This is a genomic window from Pseudarthrobacter sp. Y6 (assembly GCF_050156205.1).
GTDB lineage: Bacteria > Actinomycetota > Actinomycetes > Actinomycetales > Micrococcaceae > Arthrobacter.
On sequence record NZ_CP189574.1, the window covers coordinates 1,051,997 to 1,076,886 of the forward strand.

Sequence of the window (24,890 nt, forward strand, 5' to 3'; positions counted from 1 at the left end):
AATACAGCTAGCCCACCACGGTGCCGAAGGCCAGCCCCAGCACGTAGGTCACGGCGGCGGCGCCCAGGCCAATGCCCAGCTGGCGCAGCCCGCGCGTCAGCGGCGACGTCCCGGACAGCAGGCCCACGATTCCGCCGGTCGCCAGCAGTGCCAGCCCCACCAGCACAGCGGCCACCACCAGGGCGGCCACTCCGGTGAGGCCGGAGAGGAACGGCAGGATGGGGACCACGGCGCCGGACGCGAAAAAGCAGAAGCTGGACAGCGCCGCCCCCCACGCGGTGCCCACGGCCTCATGCTGCTCTTCGGCCTCCGGCAGCTCGGGCTGGAGCGACAGGCTGGGATCGCAGTCGCAGCTCAGCAGGCCCATGCGTTCGGCCACCCGGTGTTCGGCCGCTTCGTGGGACATCCCGCGCGCCAGGTAGACGAGCATAAGTTCGTTGTGTTCGATGTCCAGTTTCGGGGCGGCGGCGAGGGTGATCTGGGTGGGACGGGTGGCGGCCAGGAGCTCGCGCTGCGATCGCACGGAGACAAACTCGCCCGCGGCCATGGACATGGCACCGGCGAGGAGCCCTGCCACACCGCTGAGCAGCACCACACCGCTTGCCACTCCGGAAGCGGCCATGCCCACCACCAGTGAGAGGTTGCTGACCAGGCCATCGTTGGCGCCAAAAACGGCGGCACGGAACGTCCCGGCGAGCCGGTTGCGGCCACGGATTGCCAGGCCGCGGACCACTTCCTCATGGATCTGTTCATCCGCTGCCATGGCGTCCGTGGCATTGGGATCCATGGCGTAGGGGGAGCGGCCTTCAGCGCGCTGGGCGAGGGCCAGGACGAAGACGGAGCCGAAGTGGCGGGCCAGGAAGCCCAGGAACTGGCTGCGGAGGGATGCCGGCCGGGACTTTTGGGCGTGGTCGCCGAGGAGCCGCAGCCAGTGGGCTTCGTGCCGTCCTTCGGCTTCGGCGAGGGCCAACAGGATGGCGCGCTCTTCGCCGTCGCGGTTCTGGGCGAGGTCGCGGTAGACGGCGGCCTCTGCCCGTTCGTCCGACAGGTACTGGCGCCACCGGCGGAGGTCGGCCGGCGTGGGCTGCGGCGCGGAAAGACTGGATTCAGCGGGCGGGGCTTGTTGGGGATTGGGGTGCTGAGACACGGAAGGCTCCTGTGCTGGGTGGGCATGGTTCGGCCCCATTGCACGGCCCAGCTTACCGCGGAATTCCGGGGATTTTCGGCTGGTTTCCCTCACTGCGGAGTTTAGGTTTCCCTCAATATATGGCGGTCCGCCGGGGAGCCCGGAAGGGTTGCGGCTGCTCTTGACCGGGCTCACCGGTGGTGCTGTGATGAAAGAGTGGCGTCCGCCCGCGCCATCGACAGAGCACGTCAGTGGCGAACAAACGGAGGTCGAATCATGAGCACCACCGGACAGCACCCGGACATGCCGCACCTGGATTCTGTTGAATCGGATCCCGCTTACGACTACGCGGGGGACGTACCGGTCAGCGAGGACGACTGGGACGCCGAGGACGAATTCCTGGACGCCGAAGAAGTGGTGGTTCCCACGCCCGCGATCGAAGTCGACGCCGAGGAGCGCGTGGTTCCACTGGATGACGACGAGTTCCGCGGAACCGAATAGAACGGACGACGGCGGCACTCCGGTTCGCCGGGAAGCGAAGGGGAGTGCCGCCGTCGTACTCAACTCAGTGAAGCTGCCGTATGGCTCAGCGGCTGCCGGTTCAGCGGTCCGTGTGGCTGGCGACCGGGTGGGCATCCATGGGCAGTTCTTCGGTGACCGCTCCCGCGACCCGCTTCTCCCAGGCCTCGGGGTCCGCGGGAGTCGTGAGCAGCGAGATCACGATGTAGGAAACCAGCGAGGCGCCGAGGCCCCAGTAGATGGGTTCGTTAGCGTAGGCGCCGTCTTCGCTGGGGATGACTCCGACGGCGTACATGATCAGCAGTGCCAAGGTCAGCACCGAGCCGACGGCCATGGACCAGGCGGCAGCGATGCCGGTGCCGCGCTTCCAGACCAAGCCCCCGAGGATGGCCACCAGGAGGCCGCCCACCAGGATGTCGTAAGCGATGGTCAGGGCCACCACGACGTCCTGGGCCGCCATGGAGATCAGCACGGCCACGATGCCCAGGGCCCAGGACCCAGTAACGGTTGGCCTTGACGTCGTGCTCGGAGTTTTCGGTGTCGTCGGTGTTGATCGTCTTGCCGAACCAGCTGGCCACGAACGGCACCACGTCGGCACGGGCCACCGTGGCGGCTGCGATCAGGGCGCCGGAAGCGGTGGACATGTAGACCACGAAGTACGTGATGATGGTCTGCAGCCCGATGCCATCGAGTTGGAAGAAGCTGGCGTCAACGCGGGCACGGATCCGGTCGAAGCCGCCGGCGGCGTTGAGGACGAACGGGAGCATAAGGAAGAAGATACCGACCGTCTTGATGATGAACTGCACTTGCTCGGCCAGGGTGATGGACCACATGCCGCCGATGGTGGAATAGACCAGAACGATGGCGCCGCCGACGGCGATGGCGAGCCAGCGCTCCCAGTCGAACAGGACCATGAAGATGGTGGCGTAGGCGCCCGTGGAAGTGGCGCAGAGCATCAGGATGTAGGCCAGCATAACGATGCCGGAGGTCTGGGTGGCGCGCTGGCCGTTGCGCAGGCTGAGCATCTGGGAGACCGTGTAGATCTTCAGCCGCTGGATGGTGCCGGCGAAGAGCAGGCTCAGGAGGAGCACGCCCGCGCCGATGGCAACCACCAGCCACATGCCGGAGATGCCGAACTTGTAGCCAAGGCCGACGCCGCCGACGGTGGAGGCGCCGCCCGGGACGACAGCGGCCATGGTGCCGGTGTAGAGCAACGGGCCGAGGCGGCGGCCGGCCACCAGGAAGTCACTGTTGTTCTTGGTGCGGGACTTGCCCCACCAGCCGAAGGCCAGCATGGCGATGAGGTACACCACCACGATGGCGACGGTGACGAGGTTGGCGTCCATTTGGGGCTCCTTGGAGCTGATCTGCAGCGTGCCTGGAATCCCGGCGGCGCTGCTGGGGAAGCCGGTATTCCGCTGCCCTTGTGGAATGGGAGGAAGAGTTCCTCAAATATTTGCCTCACAGGCGACACTTGTTGCCAAAAAGCAAATATGCTGTGACCGACGCAACAGTCAAGGTCCAGCCGCACTGTCTGTTGTTCGCCGCGGCGCTCGCCGTGTCACGTCCGCTGCTGGCCATTAGGATTGCTCCAGAGATGGGGCCGCACCGCCGGCCATGAAAGGTCTGCACATGAAGGCACTGCCAGTTGAGCCGAGCAACGTTCCTGTTGCCATCGGTTCCCGAATCCGTGCCGCCCGGCAGTCCCAGCGGCTGACCATCGAGCAGGTTGCCGACGCCACCGGCCTGACCAAGGGCTTCCTCAGCCGCGTGGAACGTGACCTTACATCGCCGTCGGTCGCGTCCCTGGTGACCCTGTGCCAGGTCCTGTCCATCTCCATCGGCGATTTGTTTGTGGCCCCGGAAACACACCTGACCAAGCGGAACGACGGGCCCCGGATCTCCCTGGGTGGCGAAGGCATCGTGGAGCGGCTGCTGACGGCCCGTTCCGAACGGCGCATCCAGATCATCCAGGCCGTCATCGAGCCGCATGGCCGCGGCGAGGCTGAGCTCTACGCCGTGGACTGCGACGTAGATGTGCTCCATGTGATCAAGGGACGCATCCGGCTGATCCTGACCAACGAGGAATACGAGCTCAGCACCGGCGACACCGTGACCTTCCCGGGTCGCGAACCGCATACGTGGGTCAATCCCACCGACGAGGCCGTCGAGGTTCTCTGGGTCCTGGTCCCCGCCGCCAGCCGGTAGGTTGCTGGTTCCCGCTCGCTAGCGTTGCAGCGTTCCTTCCCAGTTGCATGGGGCTTTGCGATCGGTGCCTCTGCGAAGACCCCGGAAGTCCGCGGTTTGTCTCAGGTGCCCCGCGAAAGCAAATGGGCAGGAACGTCACTGCGCTGGTCTCTGCAGCGAGAGCACGGCTTGGATCTCTGCCACGACGCGTTCAGGTTGATACCAGATGACCTCCGGCGGGTAGCGCAGCACCGCATAGCCATTCACCGTTGACGCGTTGTTGCGCGCCAGGTCTTGCCGCAGGGCCTTCCTGGTCGAGTGGAACGCGAAGCCGTCGACTTCCACGATCAGGAAACCCTCGATGAGGAAATCGACGCGTCCGATTCCCGGAATTCGGACCTGTGCATCAAACGCGATGCCGTTGGCGCGGAACAGGTGTTGGGCGTCGACTTCCACGATGGATTCTGCACGTAGGTCCAACTCACGCAGCGCCGTCAGTACGGGACGGGATCTGTCTCCTCCTAGCTGGTCCTTCAAACGCTCGAGCGGTACCCCGTGCAAGCGGATGGCCGAGGTGGCGATTGCCGTTGACGTCGGGGCGGGCAGGCATCCGATGGCATGCAGCACCATATCTTCAACTGCGGCGAGGGGCAGCGTGGGGTGTGGATCGAACCTGCTGGTCCGGTGCCGGATGAAGCCCTTGCTGTGGCCATGGTTGCACGCCAGATGGTGCTCGGCTGGCGGCTCCCGCAGCCACAGCCCGTAGTGTTCAGCTGCGCTGGCGCAACTGAGCCTCGCATTGTGCCGGATGGCGGCAACGAATCCGGCTTTGGCATCTGGAAGCACAAAGATGCCGCGCCGTGGTTGGGTGACCCCGCGTTCCGTCAAGTGCGCAATGTCCGTCCTGGAGTATCCGGCGCTGAGCAGCTGGGCGGTGCGGGCGACTCCGCCCGTCCGGTTGAGGTGTTCGAAGATGTCCATCAGGCCATTCCAGGCGGCCGGGACTGGATCTGGAAGGCGAAAGTAGCCGTATGTGGGTAACGTGCGCCGCCTGTGCTGTACGTTCCGGCCCAGTTTCTCTGCCTAGGTTCGATCGCCGGCCACGCAGATCCCCATGATTCCGCGGCAGCTGGCAGCTGGCGGCCGGTGCAAGGACGGCCCCGGAGGCAACTGGGCGGGAACGATCAGCGAGACCCCGGCTAGAAGAGTTTTTGTAAACACTTGATGCGCATTAGGAAACTTGCGGTTATGATGGGTGTCACACCAGCCGATCAAATCCTCGAAGGAGAGCTTCCCCTATGGAAGAGCTGCGCATCGAAGCCAACGGCAACCTTGGCCCCATCGATTCATCCCGTATCCCGCGCTATGCCGGCGCTGCAACCTACGCCCGCCTGCCGCGCCTGGACCAGGTGGCGAAGGCTGACGTGACGGTGGTGGGCGTGCCCTTCGACTCGGGGGTTTCATACCGTCCCGGCGCAAGGTTCGGCGCCAACCATGTCCGCGAGGCCAGCCGGCTGCTCCGCCCGTACAACCCGGCCTGGGACGTCAGCCCGTTCGAAAACGTTCAGGTGGCTGACGCCGGCGACATGGCAGTAAACCCGTTCAACATCAACGAAGCCATCGAAACCATTCAGCAGAACGCGCTGGACCTCACCGCGGCCGGCAGCAAGCTGGTGACGCTCGGCGGCGACCACACCATCGCCCTGCCATTGCTCCGCGCGGCTGCCGAGCGGGCAGGCGGACCCATTGCCATGCTGCACTTTGACGCCCACCTCGACACGTGGGACACCTACTTCGGCGCCGAATACACCCACGGCACCCCGTTCCGCCGGGCCGTTGAAGAAGGCATCCTGGACACCGAAGCCATCAGCCACATCGGCACCCGCGGCCCGCTTTACGGCAAAAAGGATCTCGACGACGACCATCGCTTCGGGTTCGGCATCGTCACCTCCGCTGACGTCTACTACCAGGGCGTCCTGGAGACAGTGGCCAAGGTCCGCGACCGGATCGGCAACCGCCCGCTCTACATTTCCGTGGACATCGACGTCCTGGACCCCGCACATGCGCCCGGTACCGGAACTCCGGAGGCCGGCGGCATCACCAGCCGGGAGCTCCTGGAGATCATCCGGGGCTTCCGCGGCCTGAACCTGGTGGGCGCCGACGTCGTCGAAGTGGCCCCCGCCTACGACCACGCCGAAATCACCGGCGTGGCAGCCAGCCACGTGGCCTATGAACTGATCACCCTGATGGCGGACAATGCTGTTGAAGGTGACCGGTTCGGGACAGCCAACGGCTACGCCGCGCAAGCTCTCGGCCAAGAAGCCCGCCAACCTGCCGGTTTCACCGCCGGAATTAAGGAGTAGCCACCGTGATTGATTTCGATCCGGGCACAGCAGCTGCGCCCGCAGGGGACAGCAGAGGGACCAGCCAGCGCAACGGCGGGGACCTCGTCGTCGAAACCCTTGAAGCGCTAGGCGCCAAGACCGTCTTTGGCATCCCGGGCCAGCACGCGCTCGGCCTGTTTGACGCCATGGGCCGCGGAAACCTGCACTTCGTGTCCTCGCGGGTGGAGAACAACAGCGCCTTCGCCGCGGACGGGTACTCCCGCGCCACCGGAGAAGTGGGCGTGTTGTTCCTGTCCACCGGACCCGGTGCGCTGACGTCCCTCGCCGGACTGCAGGAGGCCTACGCCACGGGTGTGCCCATGGTGGTGGTGGCCAGCCAGATCCCGCTCGAAGGACTGGGCGCCCGCCGCAAGGGCATGCTGCACCAGCTCGATGACCAGAAGGCCTCGGCCGCGAACGTCACCAAGAGCCAGCGCCTGATCCAGCACGCGTCGGGCATTCCGTCGGCCATCCAGGATGCCTGGACTGAGGCCATCTCCTCGCCGCAGGGCCCGGTCTGGCTGGAAATCCCGCAGAACGTGCTGCTGGATCCCATCATGGTGCCCCCGGTGGAGGACGCGCTCGCCGAAGCAGCGGACAACCCGCCCCGCGTGGAGCTGGTCCGGGAAGCGGTGAAATGGCTGTCGACGGCGGAACGTCCCGCCATCATCGCCGGTGGCGGTACCCGGCGGGGCCGGGCCGAAAAGTCGCTGCTCTCGATTGCCGAAAAGCTGCGGGCGCCGGTCATCTGCACGCCTGGCGGCAACGGCGCCTTCCCGTGGACCCATGAGCTTTCGCTGCAGTCCTGGATCGAGGACCGCTACATGACGGACCTCCTGGAGGATGCCGATGTCCTGATTGTCATCGGCTCATCCCTCGGTGAAGTCACGTCCAACTACTTCACGTTCGCGCCCCGTGGCCGTATCATCCAGATCGACGCCGAACCGCGCGTCCTCGAATCGAACAGCCCCGGACTGGGCATCCGCGCCGACGCCGGCCAGGCGCTCACCGCCCTCGACGAGGCCCTGGTCGCACCCATCGACACCACCCGCAGCTGGCACGGGACCGCCCCAGAGGACCTGGTGAAGGACTCGCTCGCCAAGGTCAAGGCAAGGCTGGAATCCCAGGACCTGGGCAAAGAGCTGAAGTTCATGGCCGACATCCGCGATGCAGTCCCCGCGGACATGCAGACCTTCTGGGACATGACCATCTCCGCGTACTGGGGCTGGAGCTGCTGGGATGCACGGCAGGGCCAGTTCCACTCCGCCCAGGGTGCAGGCGGCCTGGGCTATGGCTTCCCGGCGGCCATCGGCGGCGCCGTCGGGCTGGAAACACTGGGCAACCCCGGCCGGGTGCTTGCCGTGTCCGGTGACGGTTCATCCATGTACTCCATTTCCGAACTCGCCACCGCCAAGCAGCACAACATCCCGGTCACCTGGCTGATCGTGGACGACGGCGGCTACGGCATCCTGCGCGAATACATGGTGGGCGCGTTCGGCAAGGCCACGGCCACGGAGCTCGCGCGCCCCGACTTCGTCAAGCTCGCCGAGGCGTTCGGTGTGCCGGCCACGCGAGTGGCCCCCGAGGACGTCGGGGACGCGCTCAAGGCGGGCTTCGCGGCGGACGGACCCAACGTCGTCGTCGTCGAAACCCTGCTCAAGATGTTCGGCCCCACCCACCTGGACGGCTGAACACCCAAACACCAACCACGCGCGAACTGGCAGCTGATACCCTCCTCAAGCAAATTTGAGGGCGTTAGCTGCCAGTTCGCGCTTGTCGTTTAAGGGCCTTGACCCCTGCCATCCCTTCCTTAGTTTCCCAAAGCAACCATTTAGGGATATGGTTGCCTTAGGCAAACAAAAGAGGAGAGCTCAATCATGGCAGTCGCCCCGGACACCGCAGCGGATCTTGTCTACCGCATCTTCGACCTCCAAAGGGTGGTCCGATGTGTCGCCGCGGCGAGCTTCCGCGGGCAGGACACCGGGGTTGCGCTGCAGGGTGTGCTCAGGTTCGTGGGGGAGGGGGAGTCCCGCGCCACCCATCTGGCGGAGCGCCTCGGCGTCAGCGCCCCCGTCCTCAGCCGCCACATCGCGGAGCTTGAGGAGCAGGGCTACGTCAGCCGGCGGCCGGATCCCGACGACGGCCGCGCCCAGTTGGTTGCCCTGTCGCCGGCGGGCGTGGACAAGCTCCGGAAGATCGAGGAGCACCGCACGGCCACGCTGCAGGAGTACCTCAGCGATTGGAGCCAGGAGGATGCCGAAGAAACGGCACGGATCCTGACGAAACTCTCCGAGTCCCTCAAACATTCAGCCCGGGCACATGCAGTCCGGGCACTTTCAACCGCGGTAACAGCCGCCGCAACCCAAAACCTCCAGGAGCACTGATATGTCGAGCCAACCCGCCGCACCGCCCTTGGCGATGACCCACCGCCAGATTATGGAAGCCCTGACCGGGCTCCTCGCGGCGTTCTTCACCGCCATCCTCAGCAGCACCATCGTGGCCAACGCGTTGCCCACCATCATGTCCGATCTGCACGGCACCCAGACCGACTTCGCCTGGGTGATCACGGCCGCCCTGCTGGCCAACGCCGTCACCACCCCCATCTGGGGCAAGCTGTCCGACCTCTTCAACAAGAAGCTGCTGGTCCAGCTGAGCATCGTCATCTTCGTGGCCGGCTCCGTCATGGCCGGACTCTCCGAGACCATCCCGCTGCTGCTCACCGCACGCGTTATCCAGGGCGTGGCCATGGGTGGGCTCACCGCGTTGGCGCAGGCCATCATCGGCACGATGATCCCGCCCCGGGACCGCGGTAAATACTCCGGCTACATGGGCGCCGTGATGGCGGTAGGCACTGCCGGCGGCCCGCTGCTCGGCGGATTCATCGTGGACAGCCCGCTGGGCTGGCGCTGGACCTTCTTCGTCTGCGTGCCGCTCGCCGTCGTCGCGCTTATCCTGCTGCAGATCACGCTGAAAATCGAGCACATCAAGCGCCACGTCAAGATTGACTGGCTTGGCTCCATCCTGCTGACCTCCGGTGTCAGCCTGCTCCTGATCTGGGTTTCCTTCGCAGGCAACCCCGCCTATTACGACTGGGTCTCCTGGCAGTCGGCCGCCATGGTGGGCGGCGGCGTGGTGCTGCTGGCCCTGCTGGTGCTGGTGGAATCCAAAGTGGAGCAGCCCATCATCCCGCTGAAGATCATCTCCGAACGCACCACAGCCCTGGCCATCATCGCTTCAGTTGCCGTGGGCATCGCGATGTTCGGCTCCACCACTTTCCTTGGCCAGTACTTCCAGGTAGCCCGTGGAGCGACTCCCACCGAAGCCGGGCTCCTGACGCTTCCGATGATCGCCGGCAACCTGACCGGCTCCGTCGTTTCCGGTCTGCTGATCAGCCGCACCGGCAAATGGAAGGGCTACCTGATCGGTGGGTCCATCCTGCTGATCGGCGGCCTCGGCCTGGCTGGCACCATGGACCACACCACCGAACTGTGGCAGGCCGGGATCTTCACAGCAATCCTGGGCGTGGGCCTCGGCATGCTGATGCAGAACCTGGTCCTGGCGGTGCAGAACACGGTCCGGGCGTCCGACATCGGTTCGGCCAGCGCGTCAGTGGCATTCTTCCGCTCGGTGGGCGGCGCGATCGGCGTGTCCGTGCTCGGTGCCATCCTCAGCAGCCGGGTCAGCGAACTCGCCACCCAGGGCCTGGCTGCGGCCGGCATCCCGGTGGCGGGCGGGTCGGCGGGAGCCAGCATGGACCTCGTTGATATGCCCGCACCAGTGCGCGAGATCATGCGCGCCGCCTACGGTGATGCCACCGCCGAGGTCTTCCTGATCTCCGCCGGCGTTGCGGTGGTGGCCCTGGTCTCGGTCCTGTTCATCAAGGAACGCCCGCTGCGGCGCACCGTCGACATCCAGCCGGAGGCCGAGCAAAGCGCCGACGCTGAAAGCACGACGCCGGAACTCGCCTCCGCGAACCGCTGACCGACGCGCGAACCGCTGACCTAAGCACGAGCGGCTGACCGACGCGCGAACGGACACTTGAGGCCCCTGGAATCCGGGGCCTCAAGTGTCTGTATGCGCAGGTGGGTGGTCGGGAAACGTGTGGGGGAGTACGCCGATCGGATGATATTTGCCGTAGATGTTTCGCCCGGGCAACGGATTTCGTAGAGTAGGTAGGCTGAGAAATGTCAGCCCCGTCTGTTACTACTTATCCTCATCATTTCGCGCTCTCTTCCTAAGGATTCACGGGCATGCTCCTCACCCTCATACGGCGCTACTCCAAACCGTATATGCCGTATATCGTCGCCGTTGTAGTGTTCCAGCTCGCGTCCACCATCGCGGCGCTGTACCTTCCCAGCCTCAATGCGCAGATCATCGATGAAGGCGTTTCCCGAGGGGACACGGATTTCATCTGGCGCACCGGGTCCGTGATGCTGCTGGTGGCCATTGTCCAGGTGGGCACCGCCATTGCCGGCGTCTACTACGGCTCCAAAACGGCCATGGCCGTGGGCCGCGATCTGCGCCGCGGGGTGTTCCGCAAGGTCACCAGTTTCTCCGCGAAGGACGTGAACACGTTCGGCGCCCCCACCCTCATCACCCGCGGCACCAACGACGTCCAGCAGGTCCAGATGCTGGTGCTCATGGGCCTGAACTTCATGGTGGCCACCCCCATCATGTGTATCGGCGGCATCATCATGGCGCTGCGCGAGGACATCAGCCTGTCGTGGCTGGTCTGGGTCTCCGTCCCCGTGCTGATCGTTGTGGTGGGCTACCTGGTGGTCCGGCTGATGCCCCTGTTCCGTTCCATGCAGAAGAAGATCGACCGCATCAACGCTGTCCTGCGCGAGCAGATCATCGGCATCCGGGTGGTCCGGGCCTTTGTCCGCGAACCCTATGAAACCGACCGGTTTGGCGTGGCCAACAAGGACCTGACCGACGTCTCCCTGAAAATCGGCGCCCTGTTTGTCCTGATGTTCCCGGCCATCGGCATGATCCTGCACCTTTCCACGGCCGCGGTGCTGTGGTTCGGCGGCCAGCGCGTTGACGCCGGGGACATGCAGGTTGGTTCACTGACGGCCTTCCTCCAGTACCTCCTGCAGATCCTCATGGCGGTCATGATGGGCACGTTCATGGCCATGATGATCCCGCGCGCCTCGGTCTGCGCGGACCGCATCGGTGAAGTACTCGACGTCGAACCCTCCATCCACGATCCCGAACGGCCCGTAACTCCCGCCACGCTGGCCGGGGTAGTGGAGTACCGGAACGTCACCTTTGCCTACCCCGGTGCCGAGTCGCCGGTGCTGAGCAACATCAGCTTCACCGCCAAACCGGGCGAGACCGTTGCCATTATCGGTTCCACTGGTGCAGGCAAGAGCTCGCTGCTGTCGTTGCTGCCGCGTCTCTACGACATCGCCGAGGGCGAAGTCCTCCTGGACGGCGTCTCCGTCAGCAACCTGGACCGGGCCGAGATCACCAAGCGCGTGGCCCTGGTACCGCAGCGGCCGTACCTCTTCTCCGGCACCATCGAGCACAACCTGCGCTTCGGCAAGACCGAAGCCACGGACCAGGAACTCTGGGACGCGCTGCAGATCGCCCAGGGCGAGGGCTTTGTCCGTGAGAAGAAGAACGGACTGAACGCCCGCATCGCGCAGGGCGGCACCAACGTCTCCGGCGGCCAGCGGCAGCGGCTCTGCATCGCCCGCGCCTTGATCACCAAACCCAAGGTCTACCTCTTTGACGATTCGTTCTCGGCGCTGGACGTAGCAACCGACGCCAGGCTCCGCGCGGCGCTGAAACAGACCACCGCCGACGCCACCGTGATCATCGTGGCCCAGCGGATCTCCACCATCACCGACGCAGACCAGATCCTGGTCCTGGATAACGGCCGGATCGTGGACCGCGGAACGCATGAGGAACTCCTGGAAACCTCACCCACCTACCAGGAAATTGTTGAATCCCAGCTGAGCGTGGAGGAAATGGCATGAGCGCCGCCAAGAAGGCCCCTGCAAGCTCGACCACCGAAACGAACCCGGATTCCGCGACCCCCGAAGACCTCCTGGAGGACGACGAATTCTTCGAGGAGGAGTTCAAGCCCTCCGAGGCCGACGGCGACATGTTCGGCGGCATGCCCGCCAAGAAGGCTGAACACTTCTGGCCCTCGGCAAAGCGCCTCATGGGACTCCTGAAGCCTGAAGCTGTGGGCATCTACGCCGTGGTGGCCCTGGTGGTGGTCTCGGTGGTCCTGAATGTCATCGCACCCAAGATCCTGGGCCAGGCCATGGACGTCATCTTCGGCGGCGTGGTTGGCAAACAACTGCCCGCGGGCGCCAGCAAGGACGAGTTCGTGGAAGGCCTGCGCCAGCAGGGGCAGGACAACTTCGCGGACATGGTGTCCCGGATGGAGCTGGTTCCGGGCACCGGGATCAACTTCCAGAAACTCTCAGTCCTGATCGCCATCGTGCTGCTGATGTACTTTGTGGCCAACATCTTCCTCTGGCTGCAGGGCTACGTGCTGAACCGCATCGTCATGAAGGTGATCCGCAGGCTTCGGGACGACACAGAAAAGAAGCTGAACCGGCTCCCGCTGAACTACTTCGACACCCGCCAGCGCGGCGACGTCCTCTCCCGGGTGACGAACGACGTCGACAACGTCCAGCAGGCGCTGCAGCAGGCCTTCGCGCAGCTGATCAGCTCGCTGCTGACCGTTATCGGCATCGTCATCATGATGTTCATCGTCTCCTGGCAGCTTGCTCTCATCGCCCTCGTGGCGCTGCCGCTGTCCGGCGTGGCTGCCGGCCTGATCGGATCGCGCAGCCAGAAGCTCTTTGCCGCCCAATGGAAGAACACGGGCGAGCTGAACGGTCAGATCGAGGAATCCTTCTCCGGGCACGACCTTGTGCGGGTCTTCGGCCGTGACGCTGACATGCTGGAACGCTTCGAAGAGCGGAACGAGGCCCTGTACAAGGCCAGCTTCGGAGCCCAGTTCGTCTCCGGCATGATCTTCCCGGTCATGCAGTTCGTTTCTTACCTCAGCTATGTGGGCATCGCCGTCGTGGGTGGCCTCCGGGTGGCCTCGGGCTCGATGTCCCTGGGCGACGCCACGGCGTTCATCCAGTACTCGCGCGAGTTCACCCAGCCGCTGGGCCAGATGGCCGGCATGGCCAACATGCTGCAGTCCGGTGTGGCGTCCTCTGAACGGGTCTTTGAATTCCTCGACGCCGATGAGCAGGACGCTGAGACCGCCACCGAGCACCTGCCGGCCAAAACCGACGGGCATGTGGAGTTCAAGGACGTCACGTTCAGCTACACCGAGGACAAGCGGCTGATCGAAAACCTGTCCTTCACGGCCGAACCCGGGCACACCGTGGCGATTGTTGGTCCCACCGGGGCCGGTAAAACCACCCTGGTGAACCTGGTCATGCGCTTCTACGAGCTCAACTCAGGGTCCATCACCCTGGACGGCGTGGATGTCACGCACCTGAGCCGGTCCGAGTTGCGGTCCAAGGTGGGCATGGTGCTCCAGGACGCGTGGCTGTTTGGCGGGTCCATTTACGACAACATCCGGTACGGCAACCTGGACGCCACCGAAGAGCAGGTCATGGCAGCCGCCAAGGCCACCTTCGTGGACCGCTTTGTGCGCGCCCTGCCGGATGGCTACGACACCGCGATCGATGAGGAAGGCAACAACGTCAGCGCCGGTGAGAAGCAGCTGATCACCATCGCCCGCGCGTTTGTGGCCAACCCGTCGCTGCTCATCCTGGACGAGGCAACCAGCTCCGTGGACACCCGCACCGAGCTGCTGGTCCAGAAGGCCATGGCGGCGCTGCGAACGGATCGCACCAGCTTTGTGATCGCCCACCGGCTCTCCACGATCCGCGATGCCGACACCATCCTGGTGATGGAGAACGGCAAGATCGTGGAGCAGGGCAACCACAAGACGCTGCTGGCGGCTGAGGGTGCTTACTACCGGCTGTACATGTCCCAGTTCGCGGGTGCCGACGTTGAAGAATCCGTTGTAAACGATTCGACGGCGGTCCACAGCTGAGCGCGCTGGGAACCGGAACCGGAACCGGGGCCGGGAGCGCTGGCACCCCGGCCGAGGGCCCGTCCCCCCGCGGTCAAAGCATCCCGGATCCCCGGCGCATCGAGGTCCTGGTCCCGATGCGCTGGGGTGACATGGACGCCTACGGGCACATCAACAACGTCCAGATTGTCCGGATGCTCGAGGAGGCGCGGATTACAGCGTTCGGGCCTCCCCGGGGCACCGGCCTGCCCGGCGTCGAACCGGAAGTGTCGCTCTTCAACGACATTCCGGAGGGGACCCTGGCGCTGGTGGTGGACCACAAGATCCGCTACGTCAGGACGTTGGAATACCGCAACGTCCCGGCAGTGGTCCAGGTGTGGATCGGCGCGGTGAAGGGGGCCAGTTTCGACATCCACTACGTGGTGCAGGACCCGGTCACCCGGGAGGACTGCGTCCGGGCCAGCAGCCACCTGGCGTTTGTGGACGAAGCCTCCGGCCGCGTCCTGCGCCTGACGCCTGAGCAAAAGGAGCGCCTCACGCCGTTCACTTTTTGAGCAGTACTCGATTTGAACCGTGTACGTTCGTGCCTGCGCACCCGTTGCGTGGGCACGGCGAACACCGGAAACTGTGAATATCCACTAAGGAGCGTTGACCATGGCCAAGAAAAACAAAAAGACCTGGAAAGAGATGTCACCGGCGGCACGGGCGGGATTCGTGGCTATCGGGATAGGGCAGGTGGCGCTGATGTTGGCCGCCCAGCGCGACATCTCCAAGCGTCCGGCTGACCAAATTAACGGGCCAAAGGCGGCCTGGCGCGTGGCTGCCCTGATCAATTTCATCGGGCCGATGGGCTACTTCATTCTTGGGCGCAAGCGGCCCGAAGCCGGGACCGGAGCAGTCAGATAGCACCCCGGCCGAACTGCACCCAATCAGGGACTTCGGAGCAGGCATCCAGTTTGAGCCTGTAAATTTGAACCCATGACCCCAAACCCCAAGACTGCCATGCACCGCGCCCTCGGTGTCTCAAAGGAGATCGAGGACGCGGCCTGGTTTGTGCTGGGACCGGGCTTGCAGGGCAAGCCGTCGGCCCTGGACGGGAACACCCTGACGTGGACAGCGGAGGCTGCGGCCGAGCTGCTGGAACGCCTGGACCGGGGAGCCGCGGACGCCAAGGCGCCCATGATGACCAACCTCCGGCAGAACCTCGAGGACGCCTCCCGGGAGGCCAAGCAGCTGGCCGTGGAGCTGCTCTTCCTGCAGTCGCTGCCCCTGGCGCACGAGGTCAAGTCGCTCAAGGTCAAGCGTGCCCGCGTGGCCGAGGCCGCGTCTTGGCTGGAGACACCGCTGGAGCCGCCGCTGGAGCTGCCCGAGGAGCTCTACAAGGGCATGACGGACCACGGTGTGATCAGGGACCGAACCGCCGAATTCAACTGGACCATTTGGGACCACCTCAAGTGGCTCTGCCGGTTTGTGCAGCATGTGGACCAGCAGATTCCGGCAGCCATCACCAAGGCCCTGAAGGACCCGCTCAATTTCCACGAGCTCGCCGCGGGCACGCCGGGGGACCAGCCCGCCATCCGCCGCAGCATCGAGTACCTGGCGTGGCCCAGCTACTTCGAGCCCGTCGTGGCGGACGTGGAGCGGCAGGAAATCCGGGACGCCTTCGCCTCCCTGGTGGGCGGGGCCAAGGGGGACAGCGACGAAGACATCACCGCGGACATCCACCGCATCCGCCTGCACCTGGATGAACAGGCCGGCCAGCGCATCGACTGGTACGCCCGCCAGTTGGTCAGCCAGTGGCGCAAAGTCGGGGACCCCGGACGCCGCGCATGGCTGCTGCGTACCCACAGCGACAACGCTGAACTCCTCACCGCGTGGCAGGACGAGGAGAAGGTGACGCTCGACGTCGAACATCTCCGCCACCTGGACCCCGGAGTGACCGCAGGGCTGGTGCAGCACGCGGTGGACGAGGATTACAAGCACCTGGGCTACGTGGAGCGGGAGGACACCAAAACGGCGGTGTTCGCCTTCCTCGCCGTCATGAAGCCCGGCGACCTGGTCCTGTACCAGCACGCCGGCACCGTGCGGCTGGGCGTGGTGCTGGGCGAGCCCGAGCACAACGACGACAACCGCCGTATGCGGCGCAAGGTGCGCTGGCTGGACGACGACGGCCACGCCACCGCAGACCTGCCCCGTCACGTCCAGCGACAGCTGGCCACCTCGGGGATCGTCGTTGACGTCACCAAAGTGGTGCAGGCGCTCCAGGCGCTCGTGCCGGCCGAGGCGGAACCGGAGGACGACGACGCCGCCGAACCTGCCGCCGTCGTACCCCCTGTGCAGGAGGGCTTCCGCCCGCTGAGCCGCGACTTCGCGGATTCGCTGCACATGGACCTGGAGCCGCTGCAGGAGATCGCGGAACTGCTGGAGGAGAACCGCCAGCTGGTCCTGTACGGGCCGCCCGGAACGGGCAAGACGTACCTGGCCAAGCATCTCGCGGCGGAACTGGCCCAGGACAGCACGGACGAGCGGGTGAAGCTGGTGCAGTTCCACCCGTCGTACGCGTATGAGGACTTTTTCGAGGGCTACCGGCCGGACAAGACGGACGAGGGCCAGGTGGCCTTCAAGCTCGTGGCGGGGCCGCTGCGCCGGCTGGCCGAGGAAGCCGCCAAGCCCGGGAACGAGAAGAAGCCTTATTTCCTGATCATTGACGAGATGAACCGCGCCAACCTGGCCAAGGTGTTCGGCGAGCTCTACTTCCTGCTGGAGTACCGCGATGACCGGATCTACTTGCAGTACAGCCCGAACGAGCCGTTTACGCTGCCGGACAACCTGTACATCATCGGCACCATGAATACCGCGGACCGGTCCATCGCGATGATGGATGCCGCCATCCGACGCCGGTTCGCGTTCATCGAGCTGCATCCGCAGACGGAGCCGGTGAAGGGGTCGCTGCTGCGGTTCCTGCAGGCGCGGGGCCTGGACACAACGCCGGCGCTGCTTCTTGATGCGCTCAACGCCGCCATCGACGAGTGGGACCGGGACCTGATGATCGGCCCGTCGTACTTCATGAAGACGGCAGCCCAGACGCCGACTGGGCTGCGCCGGATCTGGAAATACGAACTGATGCCGCTGCTGGAAGAGCACTACCACGGCCAGCTGACCCGGGCGCAGCTGGAGGAGCGGTTCGGGCTGGAGCAGCTGCTGGGACGCCTTGTTACCAGCTAAGCCAACCCACACTCCCGCGCACGGCGGCGCGGCTCACGGGGGCCCTGTGCATGGTGGCGCAGCGTTGGGCGGCGCCGCGTTGAGTGGCGCGGTGCGCGGCGGAGCAGGGCAGCGCGGCCGCGGCCCCGCAGCGCGCCACCTGGTCCTCGACGAGCTGTCCAAAGGCACCGTGGAACGCCTTGATGCGGCCAGCGCGGCCTTCGTGAACGCCAGTGGGCTGGCCAAGGCCTCCCCGATGGGCATGGGTTTGTACCGGATTGAGCCCGCGGGCAAGGTGGGGTCGGTGCGCACGGCCACCCTGCAGCTGGATGTGCGCCCCAAGGACCGGCTGGGACTGAGCCGGCTGCTCTTCCTCCTCGGCTACGCCGGCAACCAGGGCTTCCGGCCGGATTCCGTGGCCGCCTCCGAGGACCGCGAACTCTGGAGCGCGCTGGCGGAATCCCTCGCCCAACTGGCGGAGCGTGCCTTGGGACGAGGGGTGCTGCAGGGCTACCTGACCGTTGACGAGTCCCTCCGCACGGTCAAGGGCCGCATCCGGATTTCCGACCAGATCTCCCGGCGCCCCGGCATGCTGGTGCCGCTGGAAGTGTCCTATGACGAGTTCACCGAGGACATCGCCGAAAACCGGATCCTGCGCGCCGCGCTGGAACGGATGGGCCAGGTGCCGCGGGTCCGCCCCGAAGTGCTGAGCCGCCTGCGGCAGCTGAAGGGAAAGCTCGACGCCGTCACCCGCCTTCCAGCCGGCGCGCCCCTGCCGCCGTGGACCCCCAGCCGGATGAACGTCCGCTACCAGTCGGTGCTGCGCCTCGCTGAGCTGATCCTGAAGAATGCCTCCGCGGAGGCGGGGGAAGGGAAGCAGCAGACGGCGTCGTTTGTGGTGGACATGGCCCAGGTGTTCGAGGATTTTGTGGGCACGGCGCTACGCGAGGCCATGGCGGCGTATCCCGGGGAGATGCGGCTGCAGTACAACGCGCTCCTCAGCGAAGCTGTCCATGATGCCGACCGGCTGTCCGTTCGCCCGGACGCCGTGCACCTGCTGGGCGGACGCCCCGTGGTGGTCTACAACGCAAAGTACAAGGCCGCCACTGACCTGGGCGCATCCCTGACTGCCGACCACTACCAGATGCTCGCCCACTGCACCGCCCTGGGTGTGCCCACCGCATGGCTGATCTATGCGGGGGCGGGCGAGATGAAACTGCGGCGGATCCTGAACACTGACATCGACATTGTTGAGTTTCCGCTGGATCTGTCGCTGCCGCCGTCGGACATCCTGGCAGCGGTGGCGGACCTGGCGCGGCAGTCCTGGGGTGAAGTGGTCCGGGCTGCCCGCGCGGGACAACCAGCGGACGAACCTAGACCGGCACCCGGAACGTAAACGTGGTGCCCTGGCCCAGCTTGCTTTCCACCTGGATGGTTCCGCCGTGGGACTCCACGATGGCCTTGCTGATGGGCAGGCCCAGGCCCACGCCGGGAATGGCTGTCCGGCGGACGTTGCTGGTCCGGAAAAACTTGGCGAACACCTGGGCCTGGTCGTTGGCGCTCATGCCCATGCCCGTATCGCTGACCCGGCAGGCGAGGTGGCCGCCGTCGTGCTCCAACGACACCACCACATTGCCGCCGTCGGGCGAGTATTTGATCGCGTTGGAGACCAGATTGTCCAGCACCTGGGAGATGCGGGGGCCGTCCACGTGGGCCTCTAGCTTGGCTGGTGTTTCGGCTTTCAACGCCACGCGGGAGGCATTGGCCCGGGGCATCGCGGCGGACACGCTGGCGCGGACCAGTTCAGCGACGTCGACGGTGTGCGGGGTCACGATCAGTTGGCCGTTCCTGGTGGCGAGGAGGTCAGACACCAATGTGAGAAGGCGTTCCGAATTGCGCTTGATGATGTTCAGCGGTTCCAGTTGGTCGTTGCCGGGGTCGTCCTCCAGGAGAAGTTCCACGTAGCCCAGGATGGAGGTCAGGGGAGTCCTGAATTCATGGGACACGCTGGAGACGAATTCATCTTTGGCGGCCAGGGCGTCCACCAGGTCGGTCACATCACTGAACACAATCACCGAGCCGGCGAACGTCCCGTCCGGGTCTGTCATGGCCCGGGCGCTTGTGGTGATGGCCCGCTGTTCCTTGCCTGCGCCCAGCCAGACCAGGTAATCCGTGAACGTCTCGCCCAGGACAGCCCTGCGCACGGGGCGGTCCTCCACCGGGACAGGGGTGGTACGGTCTGCGGCGAAGACCAGCAGCTGGGACTCGTTCGGATCGTCGATGTCCTTCGGGCGGGCCAGTTCGTGGTTGGCGCGCTGTTTCCGGTTCATCAGGATGTCGTGGCCGTCTGCGTCGACGGCGAGGACGCCCAAGTGCACGGTGTCAAGAACGGAGTTGAGCAAGGCTTCCTGCCGCCTTGTGCTGCGCAGGCTGGCTTGCAGCTGCCCGTCCTTCTCTTCCAGGATCCGCTGCTGCCGCATCATGCTCAGGGTCAGGACGCTGACTGATACTCCGATTCCGAGCATCATGACGGGGACGAGCAGGGACTTGGCCAGGCTGGGGCCAGACACGTCTCCGCGAATCAGCAGAGGAACCCAGATGATGGCCAGCGGCCCGAAGAAGGAGACCCACAGCGAGGCTCGGGGGTAATAGCCTGAGGCGCACAACCAGATGACGGGGAAAACCGCCAACAGTCTAATTCCGGTGAGACTCGCCTGTCCGCCCTCCTGGCCGAAGGCGATGGAGGCGAAGTCCAGGAGCGGGATGACCAGGAAGCTGGTGTAGGGCAGGCGGTCCCATGGCACCAGGTAACACAATGCCATGATGGCCAGCTGGGAAACGAGGAAGGCCACAAAAAGCGGGTTGTCCATGGTCCCCGGGAAGAACGCCCACATGAGGAACGCCGTAAGGAGGGCAGTGACGAACAGCGGCGTCTGGCTGAGGACAACCCTGTCCGTCAGCCGGTATTCATGGAAGGGCCGCCGGAAAAACCTGAGGCGACTCGTGGCCCACGTTACGGGTTCACTCATGAAAGGCGGCCTGAAGTGGGAGGATAGGGGAATGCATACCAGCAGGATATCGGCAGCGGGCTATACTTCTGACGTTGTCAAGCTGGCTGAGGGGGCTGAGGGGCTGGTATGAGTGAAGCACGAGTGGGTCTGGTCATCGAGGATGATCAGGATATCCGGGAGTTGGTACGCACTGTCCTGACGCAGGCGGGTTTTGACGTCACCGTGGCGGGCAGCGGCTCCGAAGGGGTTAAAGCTGCCAGAACCTTGAATCCTGACGTCATAACGCTTGATTTGGGGCTGCCGGATATCGACGGGTTCGAGGTCTCCCGCCAGATCCGCGAGTTCTCGGATGCCTATATCGTGATGCTCACCGCTCGGGCTGAAGAACTTGATACTTTGATCGGTCTCGAGTCCGGTGCTGACGACTACCTCACCAAGCCCTTCCGCCCCCGCGAACTCCGCGCGCGGATTGCGGCGATGATGCGCCGTCCCCGGTCGCTTCCGGACGCGGGGGAGAGCCCTCCCGTTTCTGATCGCCCGGCGGACGCTGTTACTGGCAGTGGAAACGGTCATTACAGCCACAATGGATTGGATCTGAGTTACGCCTCACGGTCGGTCAGTGTGGACGGCCAGGAGCTGAATCTGACCCGGACCGAGTTCGAACTCCTGTATGCCCTGCTCGAGGCGGGACGGACTGTCCGGACCAAATCGGATTTGGTGCGTCGGCTCCGGGACGAGGATTACGACGTCGGAAGTTACATCAGCGAAGCGGATGAACGGTCGGTGGAGGTGCACATGGGCAACCTCCGGAAGAAGCTTGGTGATTCGCCGCAGCAACCCCGCTGGCTGCAGACGGTCCGAGGTGTGGGTTACCGGTTGGCGCCTGGCGGGCGCTGAGCCTGGAGCCTGTGCAGGGTCTGGCGGCTGCACTGGTTGATCGGCCGGAGGTAGTTGACGGCCAGCCGCGGCAGTGCCACGGACGGCTCTGCACACGGTGACTCTTCCCGGATGGAACGTTCAAGGTCCATGGCCAGCCCCGCCAGCCGTTCGGCGCCCACCATCTGGCTCGATGTCTTGAGGCTCAGGATCGCATCCACGGCCCCGTCCAGGTCTCCGGTGGTCAGGGCGAGCCGCAGCTTGCCGATCCGCGACGGCAGGCAGTCGATGAAATTTCCCACGAAAACGCTGCAGTAGCCCTCGTCCTCGTCGAGTTCTACCCGCAGCCGGTCAAGGACGGAAGGATCTACCAAGGGGCGCCCTGCGTCATCGGTTGGAGCCATTTCCGTCCCTTCCGCTCGCGTCTGCCGCCCTGATAGGTTGCGGTGACTTGGGTTTCTGTCCACTTTCAGCGTAAATCTGTTCCCTTGAGATGCCGCCGTTCGGGACAAGGACTGCGGGATTCCTGAGGAGACTGCGGGTTTTTCATAGGAGTTCATCTTTGCGGGCGCCGATCAATTCGGGAGGGGGCAAAGGCTCAAGATTGACTCAAGTTCTGGCTGGCGTTTCCTGCCGCGTGTTACCGGGCGTCTGCTTGCCGCGTGTTACCGGGCGCCTGTTTGCCGCGTGTTACCGGGCGCCTGTTTGCCGCGTGTTACCGGGCGTCTGCTTGCCGGGCGCCGAGGAACTCCACCAGGTGGGCTTCGAGGGCGGAGCCGTCCTTCAACTCGCACTCCCACACGGTGAGCACCTCCCAGCCGGCGTCCATCAACTGTTGGCGCTGGTCGGCGTCGCGGTTTTTGGTGCGGGTGCGCTTGGCCTCCCAGAAGGCGGCGTTCGCTTTGGGGGCGTGCTGGCCTACCCGGCAGTTGTGGAAGTGCCAGAAGCAGCCGTTGATGAAGATGACCTTCCGCCGGCCTGCGAATACCATGTCCGGGCGGCCTGGCAGGCGGCTGTTGCCTGCCCTGCCGTGCAGGCGGTAGCGGTAGCCCTTGGCGTGGAGGAGGCGGCGCACCAGCAGTTCCGGCTTGGTGTTCTTGCCCCTGATGCGGGACATGTTCCAGCTGCGCTGCTCGGGAGTGAGCCTGTCCGCCATGATTCCAGTCCAGGAGCTCCTAGATTTCGCGCTCCGGCTGGTCGCCCAGCTCGAAATGGCGGCCGCTGACGGCCGTGGGCACGATCTCCACGTAGAAATCCTTCAGCGTCGGCACCCAGGATTTCAGGCCCAGCTCTTCGACGGCGGCGAGCTCCGTTGAGTTGGTCAGGACGCGCGCCGTTCCCCGGAGCACTACCGACCAGGCCTCATCTGAGAGGATGCCGTCCGTTTCAAGCAGCACCCTGGAGTTGATGGTCAGCTGGGCCAGCTTGTTGCCCGGCGCGGTGCGGAGGTAGATCTTCCGGTCCGACGAGAGGTAGTTGACGGGAAAAATGTCCGGTTCGCCGGCCACAGAGACCACGAGCCTGCCGTGCCTTGTGGCTTCCAGGAGTTTCCAGGACTGCTCGTCGTCGAGCTCGAGAACGGGGTTGCCATCTGCGTGGGTAAACATCATGAAGCCCATCCTTCTACAACCGGTAGAAGAATTCTAGGGGTGTGGGTGGGAAATCCCTGCCCAGGGGTATGTAAGGGGCGATTGTTCGTGTGACTTTCTATTGGTCCCTGGCGGTGGTAGAACCGATGGCGGGTGGCTGTGGATAACTTTCATCGCTCAAATGTGTACTGGGCTACCCTTAAGATCATTGTTCGGAGCGAAGCGTCTTGAAACTATCGGGGGATTAGCTGCCCATGACATCGCACACCACTTCCACAACGCCGCGTTCACGCATGCACCTTGTTGCTGCTGTTGCCGCGTCTGCTTTACTCTTGACCGGTTGCAACGCGGGTGGCGACCCTGGGGGCACCTCGTCCGCGTCTCCGACTTCGACGGCAAGCCCGAGCGGTATACCAACCCCGACGGCGACTCCTGCTTATGTGCCCGCTTCGGCTACCGGCCGCGCGCAGAACGTGCCGGTGCCCGTGCTTCCTGAGGTCGCCAAGACGGAGACGAAGGAGGGGCTTGAGGCGTTCGCGGCGTACTGGTTTGAGCAGCTCAATTATGCCTATCAGACCGGAGACATCGCAGGAATCCAGGCGGTCACATCCCCGGCTTGCCAATTTTGTTCGAACATAGCGGGCTCGCTGACCACCAATTATCAGGGCGGGCGCTGGCTTGCAGGTGGCAAGATCGTCATTCCGTCGTCAGCGACAACTTTTGAGCGCGGGTCTGACGGGACCTACCAGGTCATCCTTCAGGTGCAGCAGTCGACCATAAGCTACTACGATCCCAGCGGGACGGAATTTAGAACGCCCACTGAGCCTTCCGACGGTGGAAACGTCCTGCTGGTTGGTTTCCAGGACGCTGCGTGGCGCGTTACCGGTCTCCATCCCCTCCGCTAATGAATATGAGCTGGGTCTTTCAGCGACTGTCTACAGTGATGCTCGTAGTCGGGCTAGGTATCGCCATTCCGTCCCCCAGTCCGACCCCAACGGGGACCGGTGCAGACTCCGGTTTTCATAATTCCGGTGTCGGCGTGATTGTATATGTCGTCGATCCTTCGACCGGGAATATGAGGCCGGAAGAACCCGGGGATACCAAGAAGGATCCAAACGTCTACAAGTATGAGCTCCAGTGCCACCTCGGCGGAGGCGACTTTGACACGGTGTGCCTTGGACACCAGCTCGAGTGTGTCAACGGGCCCGAAGGCGTAGACGGAATTCCGGTTATATGGCTAAAGGCGCCGAGTGGTGTTGCTAACCCCGCCTGGTCCCACCACTCCGGACCTACTTGCCTCTACGACGCCAGTCCCGAGGATCTGCTGGCTCGCATTGCCGCCCAGATCCAGACGCAGTTCGAGAGTCTTCCGATCAACGCGGGAGCCGTCGTCGCGCAGCCCAGTCCCAACACGCTCCGCGGTGCCGAAACCAATTTCTACGCCGACGCGTCCGAGCAGCAGTTTGACGTGACGATGCTGGGGCAGAAGGTACACGTGGTCGCCACGCCGGTTCAATACACCTGGAACTATGGCGACGGAACCGTCTTCGGCCCACAGCCCTCAATGGGTGGGCCGCTGCCGCAGGACCGGTGGGGTGAGAAGACCCGAACGAGCCACGTCTATGCGGACACCGGCGACTTCCAAGTGGTCCTCACTACGACCTTTCAAGGCACGTATTCCGTGAACAACGGGCCGCCCTTGCCCATACCCGGCCAAGGCCAGTTCAGCGCTCTACCTCAGCCCATTAGCGTCTGGCGGTCCATCACCCGGAACTACGCCGACGACTGCAACCAGAACCCGCAGGGGCAAGGGTGCCCGGGCGTCGCATCGCCCCGATAGCAAGCATCCGACGACGCGTATGAGACGGCCGGCAACCGCGCCCGGAAACCAGCCAAGCCACCCCGCAAAGGGTGATCCACACCTCCATCGGAATACTTGCACGCGCCGCGCAGTTGGGCACAGCAGTACCA

General features: G+C 64.7%; 21 protein-coding genes and 1 pseudogene. 15 read left to right on the top strand and 7 right to left on the bottom strand.

Annotated features, from left to right (window positions below):
• Nucleotides 1–7: 7 nt before the first annotated feature.
• Complete coding sequence (locus ACQCSW_RS05115) at nt 8–1,147, bottom strand: VIT1/CCC1 transporter family protein (protein ID WP_426989783.1); 1,140 nt, start codon at nt 1,145–1,147, stop codon at nt 8–10.
• A 255-nt stretch (nt 1,148–1,402) separates the two neighbouring features.
• Between ACQCSW_RS05115 and ACQCSW_RS05120 the strand changes: the two genes are divergently transcribed.
• Entirely contained in the window at nt 1,403–1,627 is a 225-nt protein-coding gene (locus ACQCSW_RS05120; protein ID WP_426989784.1) for a hypothetical protein, read from the top strand.
• Nucleotides 1,628–1,727: 100 nt separating this feature from the next.
• On the opposite strand, the pseudogene ACQCSW_RS05125 reads toward ACQCSW_RS05120, so the two are convergent.
• A pseudogene (locus ACQCSW_RS05125) lies at nt 1,728–2,991 on the bottom strand (sodium:solute symporter family transporter).
• Between the two features lie 286 nt (nt 2,992–3,277).
• On the opposite strand from ACQCSW_RS05125, the gene ACQCSW_RS05130 reads away from it, so the two are divergent.
• Complete coding sequence (locus tag ACQCSW_RS05130) at nt 3,278–3,853, top strand: helix-turn-helix domain-containing protein (RefSeq protein WP_111908622.1); 576 nt, start codon at nt 3,278–3,280, stop codon at nt 3,851–3,853.
• Between the two features lie 135 nt (nt 3,854–3,988).
• Here the strand turns inward: ACQCSW_RS05130 and ACQCSW_RS05135 are convergent, their stop codons facing one another.
• Nucleotides 3,989–4,813 (bottom strand): DUF559 domain-containing protein, encoded by an 825-nt coding sequence (locus tag ACQCSW_RS05135; protein WP_426989785.1) that lies wholly within the window; start codon nt 4,811–4,813, stop codon nt 3,989–3,991.
• A 317-nt stretch (nt 4,814–5,130) separates the two neighbouring features.
• Between ACQCSW_RS05135 and speB the strand changes: the two genes are divergently transcribed.
• The 10 genes from speB to ACQCSW_RS05185 all read left to right on the top strand — a co-directional run bounded on the left by speB (nt 5,131) and on the right by ACQCSW_RS05185 (nt 18,839).
• Nucleotides 5,131–6,195 carry an agmatinase gene (gene speB / locus ACQCSW_RS05140; protein ID WP_426989786.1) on the top strand — a complete coding sequence of 355 codons (1,065 nt, stop codon included), beginning with the start codon at nt 5,131–5,133 and terminating at the stop codon, nt 6,193–6,195.
• A gap of 5 nt (nt 6,196–6,200) precedes the next feature.
• Nucleotides 6,201–7,907 (top strand): thiamine pyrophosphate-binding protein, encoded by a 1,707-nt coding sequence (locus ACQCSW_RS05145; protein WP_426989787.1) that lies wholly within the window; start codon nt 6,201–6,203, stop codon nt 7,905–7,907.
• Between the two features lie 186 nt (nt 7,908–8,093).
• Nucleotides 8,094–8,600, top strand: coding sequence for a MarR family winged helix-turn-helix transcriptional regulator (locus ACQCSW_RS05150; RefSeq protein WP_426989788.1), 507 nt, complete (start codon nt 8,094–8,096; stop codon nt 8,598–8,600).
• Nucleotide 8,601: 1 nt separating this feature from the next.
• Complete coding sequence (locus ACQCSW_RS05155) at nt 8,602–10,197, top strand: MFS transporter (protein ID WP_354249544.1); 1,596 nt, start codon at nt 8,602–8,604, stop codon at nt 10,195–10,197.
• 269 nt (nt 10,198–10,466) lie between these two features.
• Nucleotides 10,467–12,200: an ABC transporter ATP-binding protein gene (locus ACQCSW_RS05160; protein WP_354249543.1), complete on the top strand. Its 1,734-nt coding sequence runs from the start codon at nt 10,467–10,469 to the stop codon at nt 12,198–12,200.
• A gap of 128 nt (nt 12,201–12,328) precedes the next feature.
• Nucleotides 12,329–14,260: an ABC transporter ATP-binding protein gene (locus tag ACQCSW_RS05165; protein ID WP_426990625.1), complete on the top strand. Its 1,932-nt coding sequence runs from the start codon at nt 12,329–12,331 to the stop codon at nt 14,258–14,260.
• Nucleotides 14,261–14,376: 116 nt separating this feature from the next.
• Entirely contained in the window at nt 14,377–14,793 is a 417-nt protein-coding gene (locus ACQCSW_RS05170; RefSeq protein ID WP_426989790.1) for an acyl-CoA thioesterase, read from the top strand.
• A gap of 100 nt (nt 14,794–14,893) precedes the next feature.
• Nucleotides 14,894–15,145, top strand: coding sequence for a PLDc N-terminal domain-containing protein (locus ACQCSW_RS05175; RefSeq protein WP_426989791.1), 252 nt, complete (start codon nt 14,894–14,896; stop codon nt 15,143–15,145).
• Between the two features lie 72 nt (nt 15,146–15,217).
• Complete coding sequence (locus ACQCSW_RS05180) at nt 15,218–17,464, top strand: McrB family protein (protein WP_426989792.1); 2,247 nt, start codon at nt 15,218–15,220, stop codon at nt 17,462–17,464.
• A gap of 91 nt (nt 17,465–17,555) precedes the next feature.
• Entirely contained in the window at nt 17,556–18,839 is a 1,284-nt protein-coding gene (locus ACQCSW_RS05185; protein ID WP_426989793.1) for a 5-methylcytosine restriction system specificity protein McrC, read from the top strand.
• On the opposite strand, the gene ACQCSW_RS05190 is transcribed toward ACQCSW_RS05185, so the two are convergent.
• On the bottom strand, nt 18,817–20,472 hold the full coding sequence (locus ACQCSW_RS05190; RefSeq protein WP_426989794.1) for a sensor histidine kinase: 1,656 nt from the start codon (nt 20,470–20,472) through the stop codon (nt 18,817–18,819). The genes ACQCSW_RS05185 and ACQCSW_RS05190 overlap by 23 nt on opposite strands.
• A gap of 108 nt (nt 20,473–20,580) precedes the next feature.
• Here ACQCSW_RS05190 and ACQCSW_RS05195 point away from each other — a divergent pair, with 108 nt between their 5' ends.
• Nucleotides 20,581–21,351 carry a response regulator transcription factor gene (locus ACQCSW_RS05195; protein WP_426989795.1) on the top strand — a complete coding sequence of 257 codons (771 nt, stop codon included), beginning with the start codon at nt 20,581–20,583 and terminating at the stop codon, nt 21,349–21,351.
• Here ACQCSW_RS05195 and ACQCSW_RS05200 read toward each other — a convergent pair.
• From ACQCSW_RS05200 to ACQCSW_RS05210, 3 genes are all read right to left on the bottom strand, one after another.
• Complete coding sequence (locus tag ACQCSW_RS05200; protein ID WP_426989796.1) at nt 21,324–21,734, bottom strand: Hpt domain-containing protein; 411 nt, start codon at nt 21,732–21,734, stop codon at nt 21,324–21,326. The genes ACQCSW_RS05195 and ACQCSW_RS05200 overlap by 28 nt on opposite strands.
• 311 nt (nt 21,735–22,045) lie before the next feature.
• The gene (locus ACQCSW_RS05205) at nt 22,046–22,486 is read right to left on the bottom strand and encodes a very short patch repair endonuclease (RefSeq protein ID WP_426989797.1); all 441 of its coding nucleotides are present in this window, start codon (nt 22,484–22,486) and stop codon (nt 22,046–22,048) included.
• A 19-nt stretch (nt 22,487–22,505) separates the two neighbouring features.
• Complete coding sequence (locus ACQCSW_RS05210) at nt 22,506–22,940, bottom strand: pyridoxamine 5'-phosphate oxidase family protein (protein ID WP_354249537.1); 435 nt, start codon at nt 22,938–22,940, stop codon at nt 22,506–22,508.
• Between the two features lie 419 nt (nt 22,941–23,359).
• Here ACQCSW_RS05210 and ACQCSW_RS05215 point away from each other — a divergent pair, with 419 nt between their 5' ends.
• The gene (locus tag ACQCSW_RS05215; protein WP_426989798.1) at nt 23,360–23,824 is read left to right on the top strand and encodes a DUF6318 family protein; all 465 of its coding nucleotides are present in this window, start codon (nt 23,360–23,362) and stop codon (nt 23,822–23,824) included.
• Nucleotides 23,825–23,994: 170 nt separating this feature from the next.
• Entirely contained in the window at nt 23,995–24,759 is a 765-nt protein-coding gene (locus ACQCSW_RS05220; protein ID WP_426989799.1) for a PKD domain-containing protein, read from the top strand.
• Nucleotides 24,760–24,890: the final 131 nt, after the last annotated feature.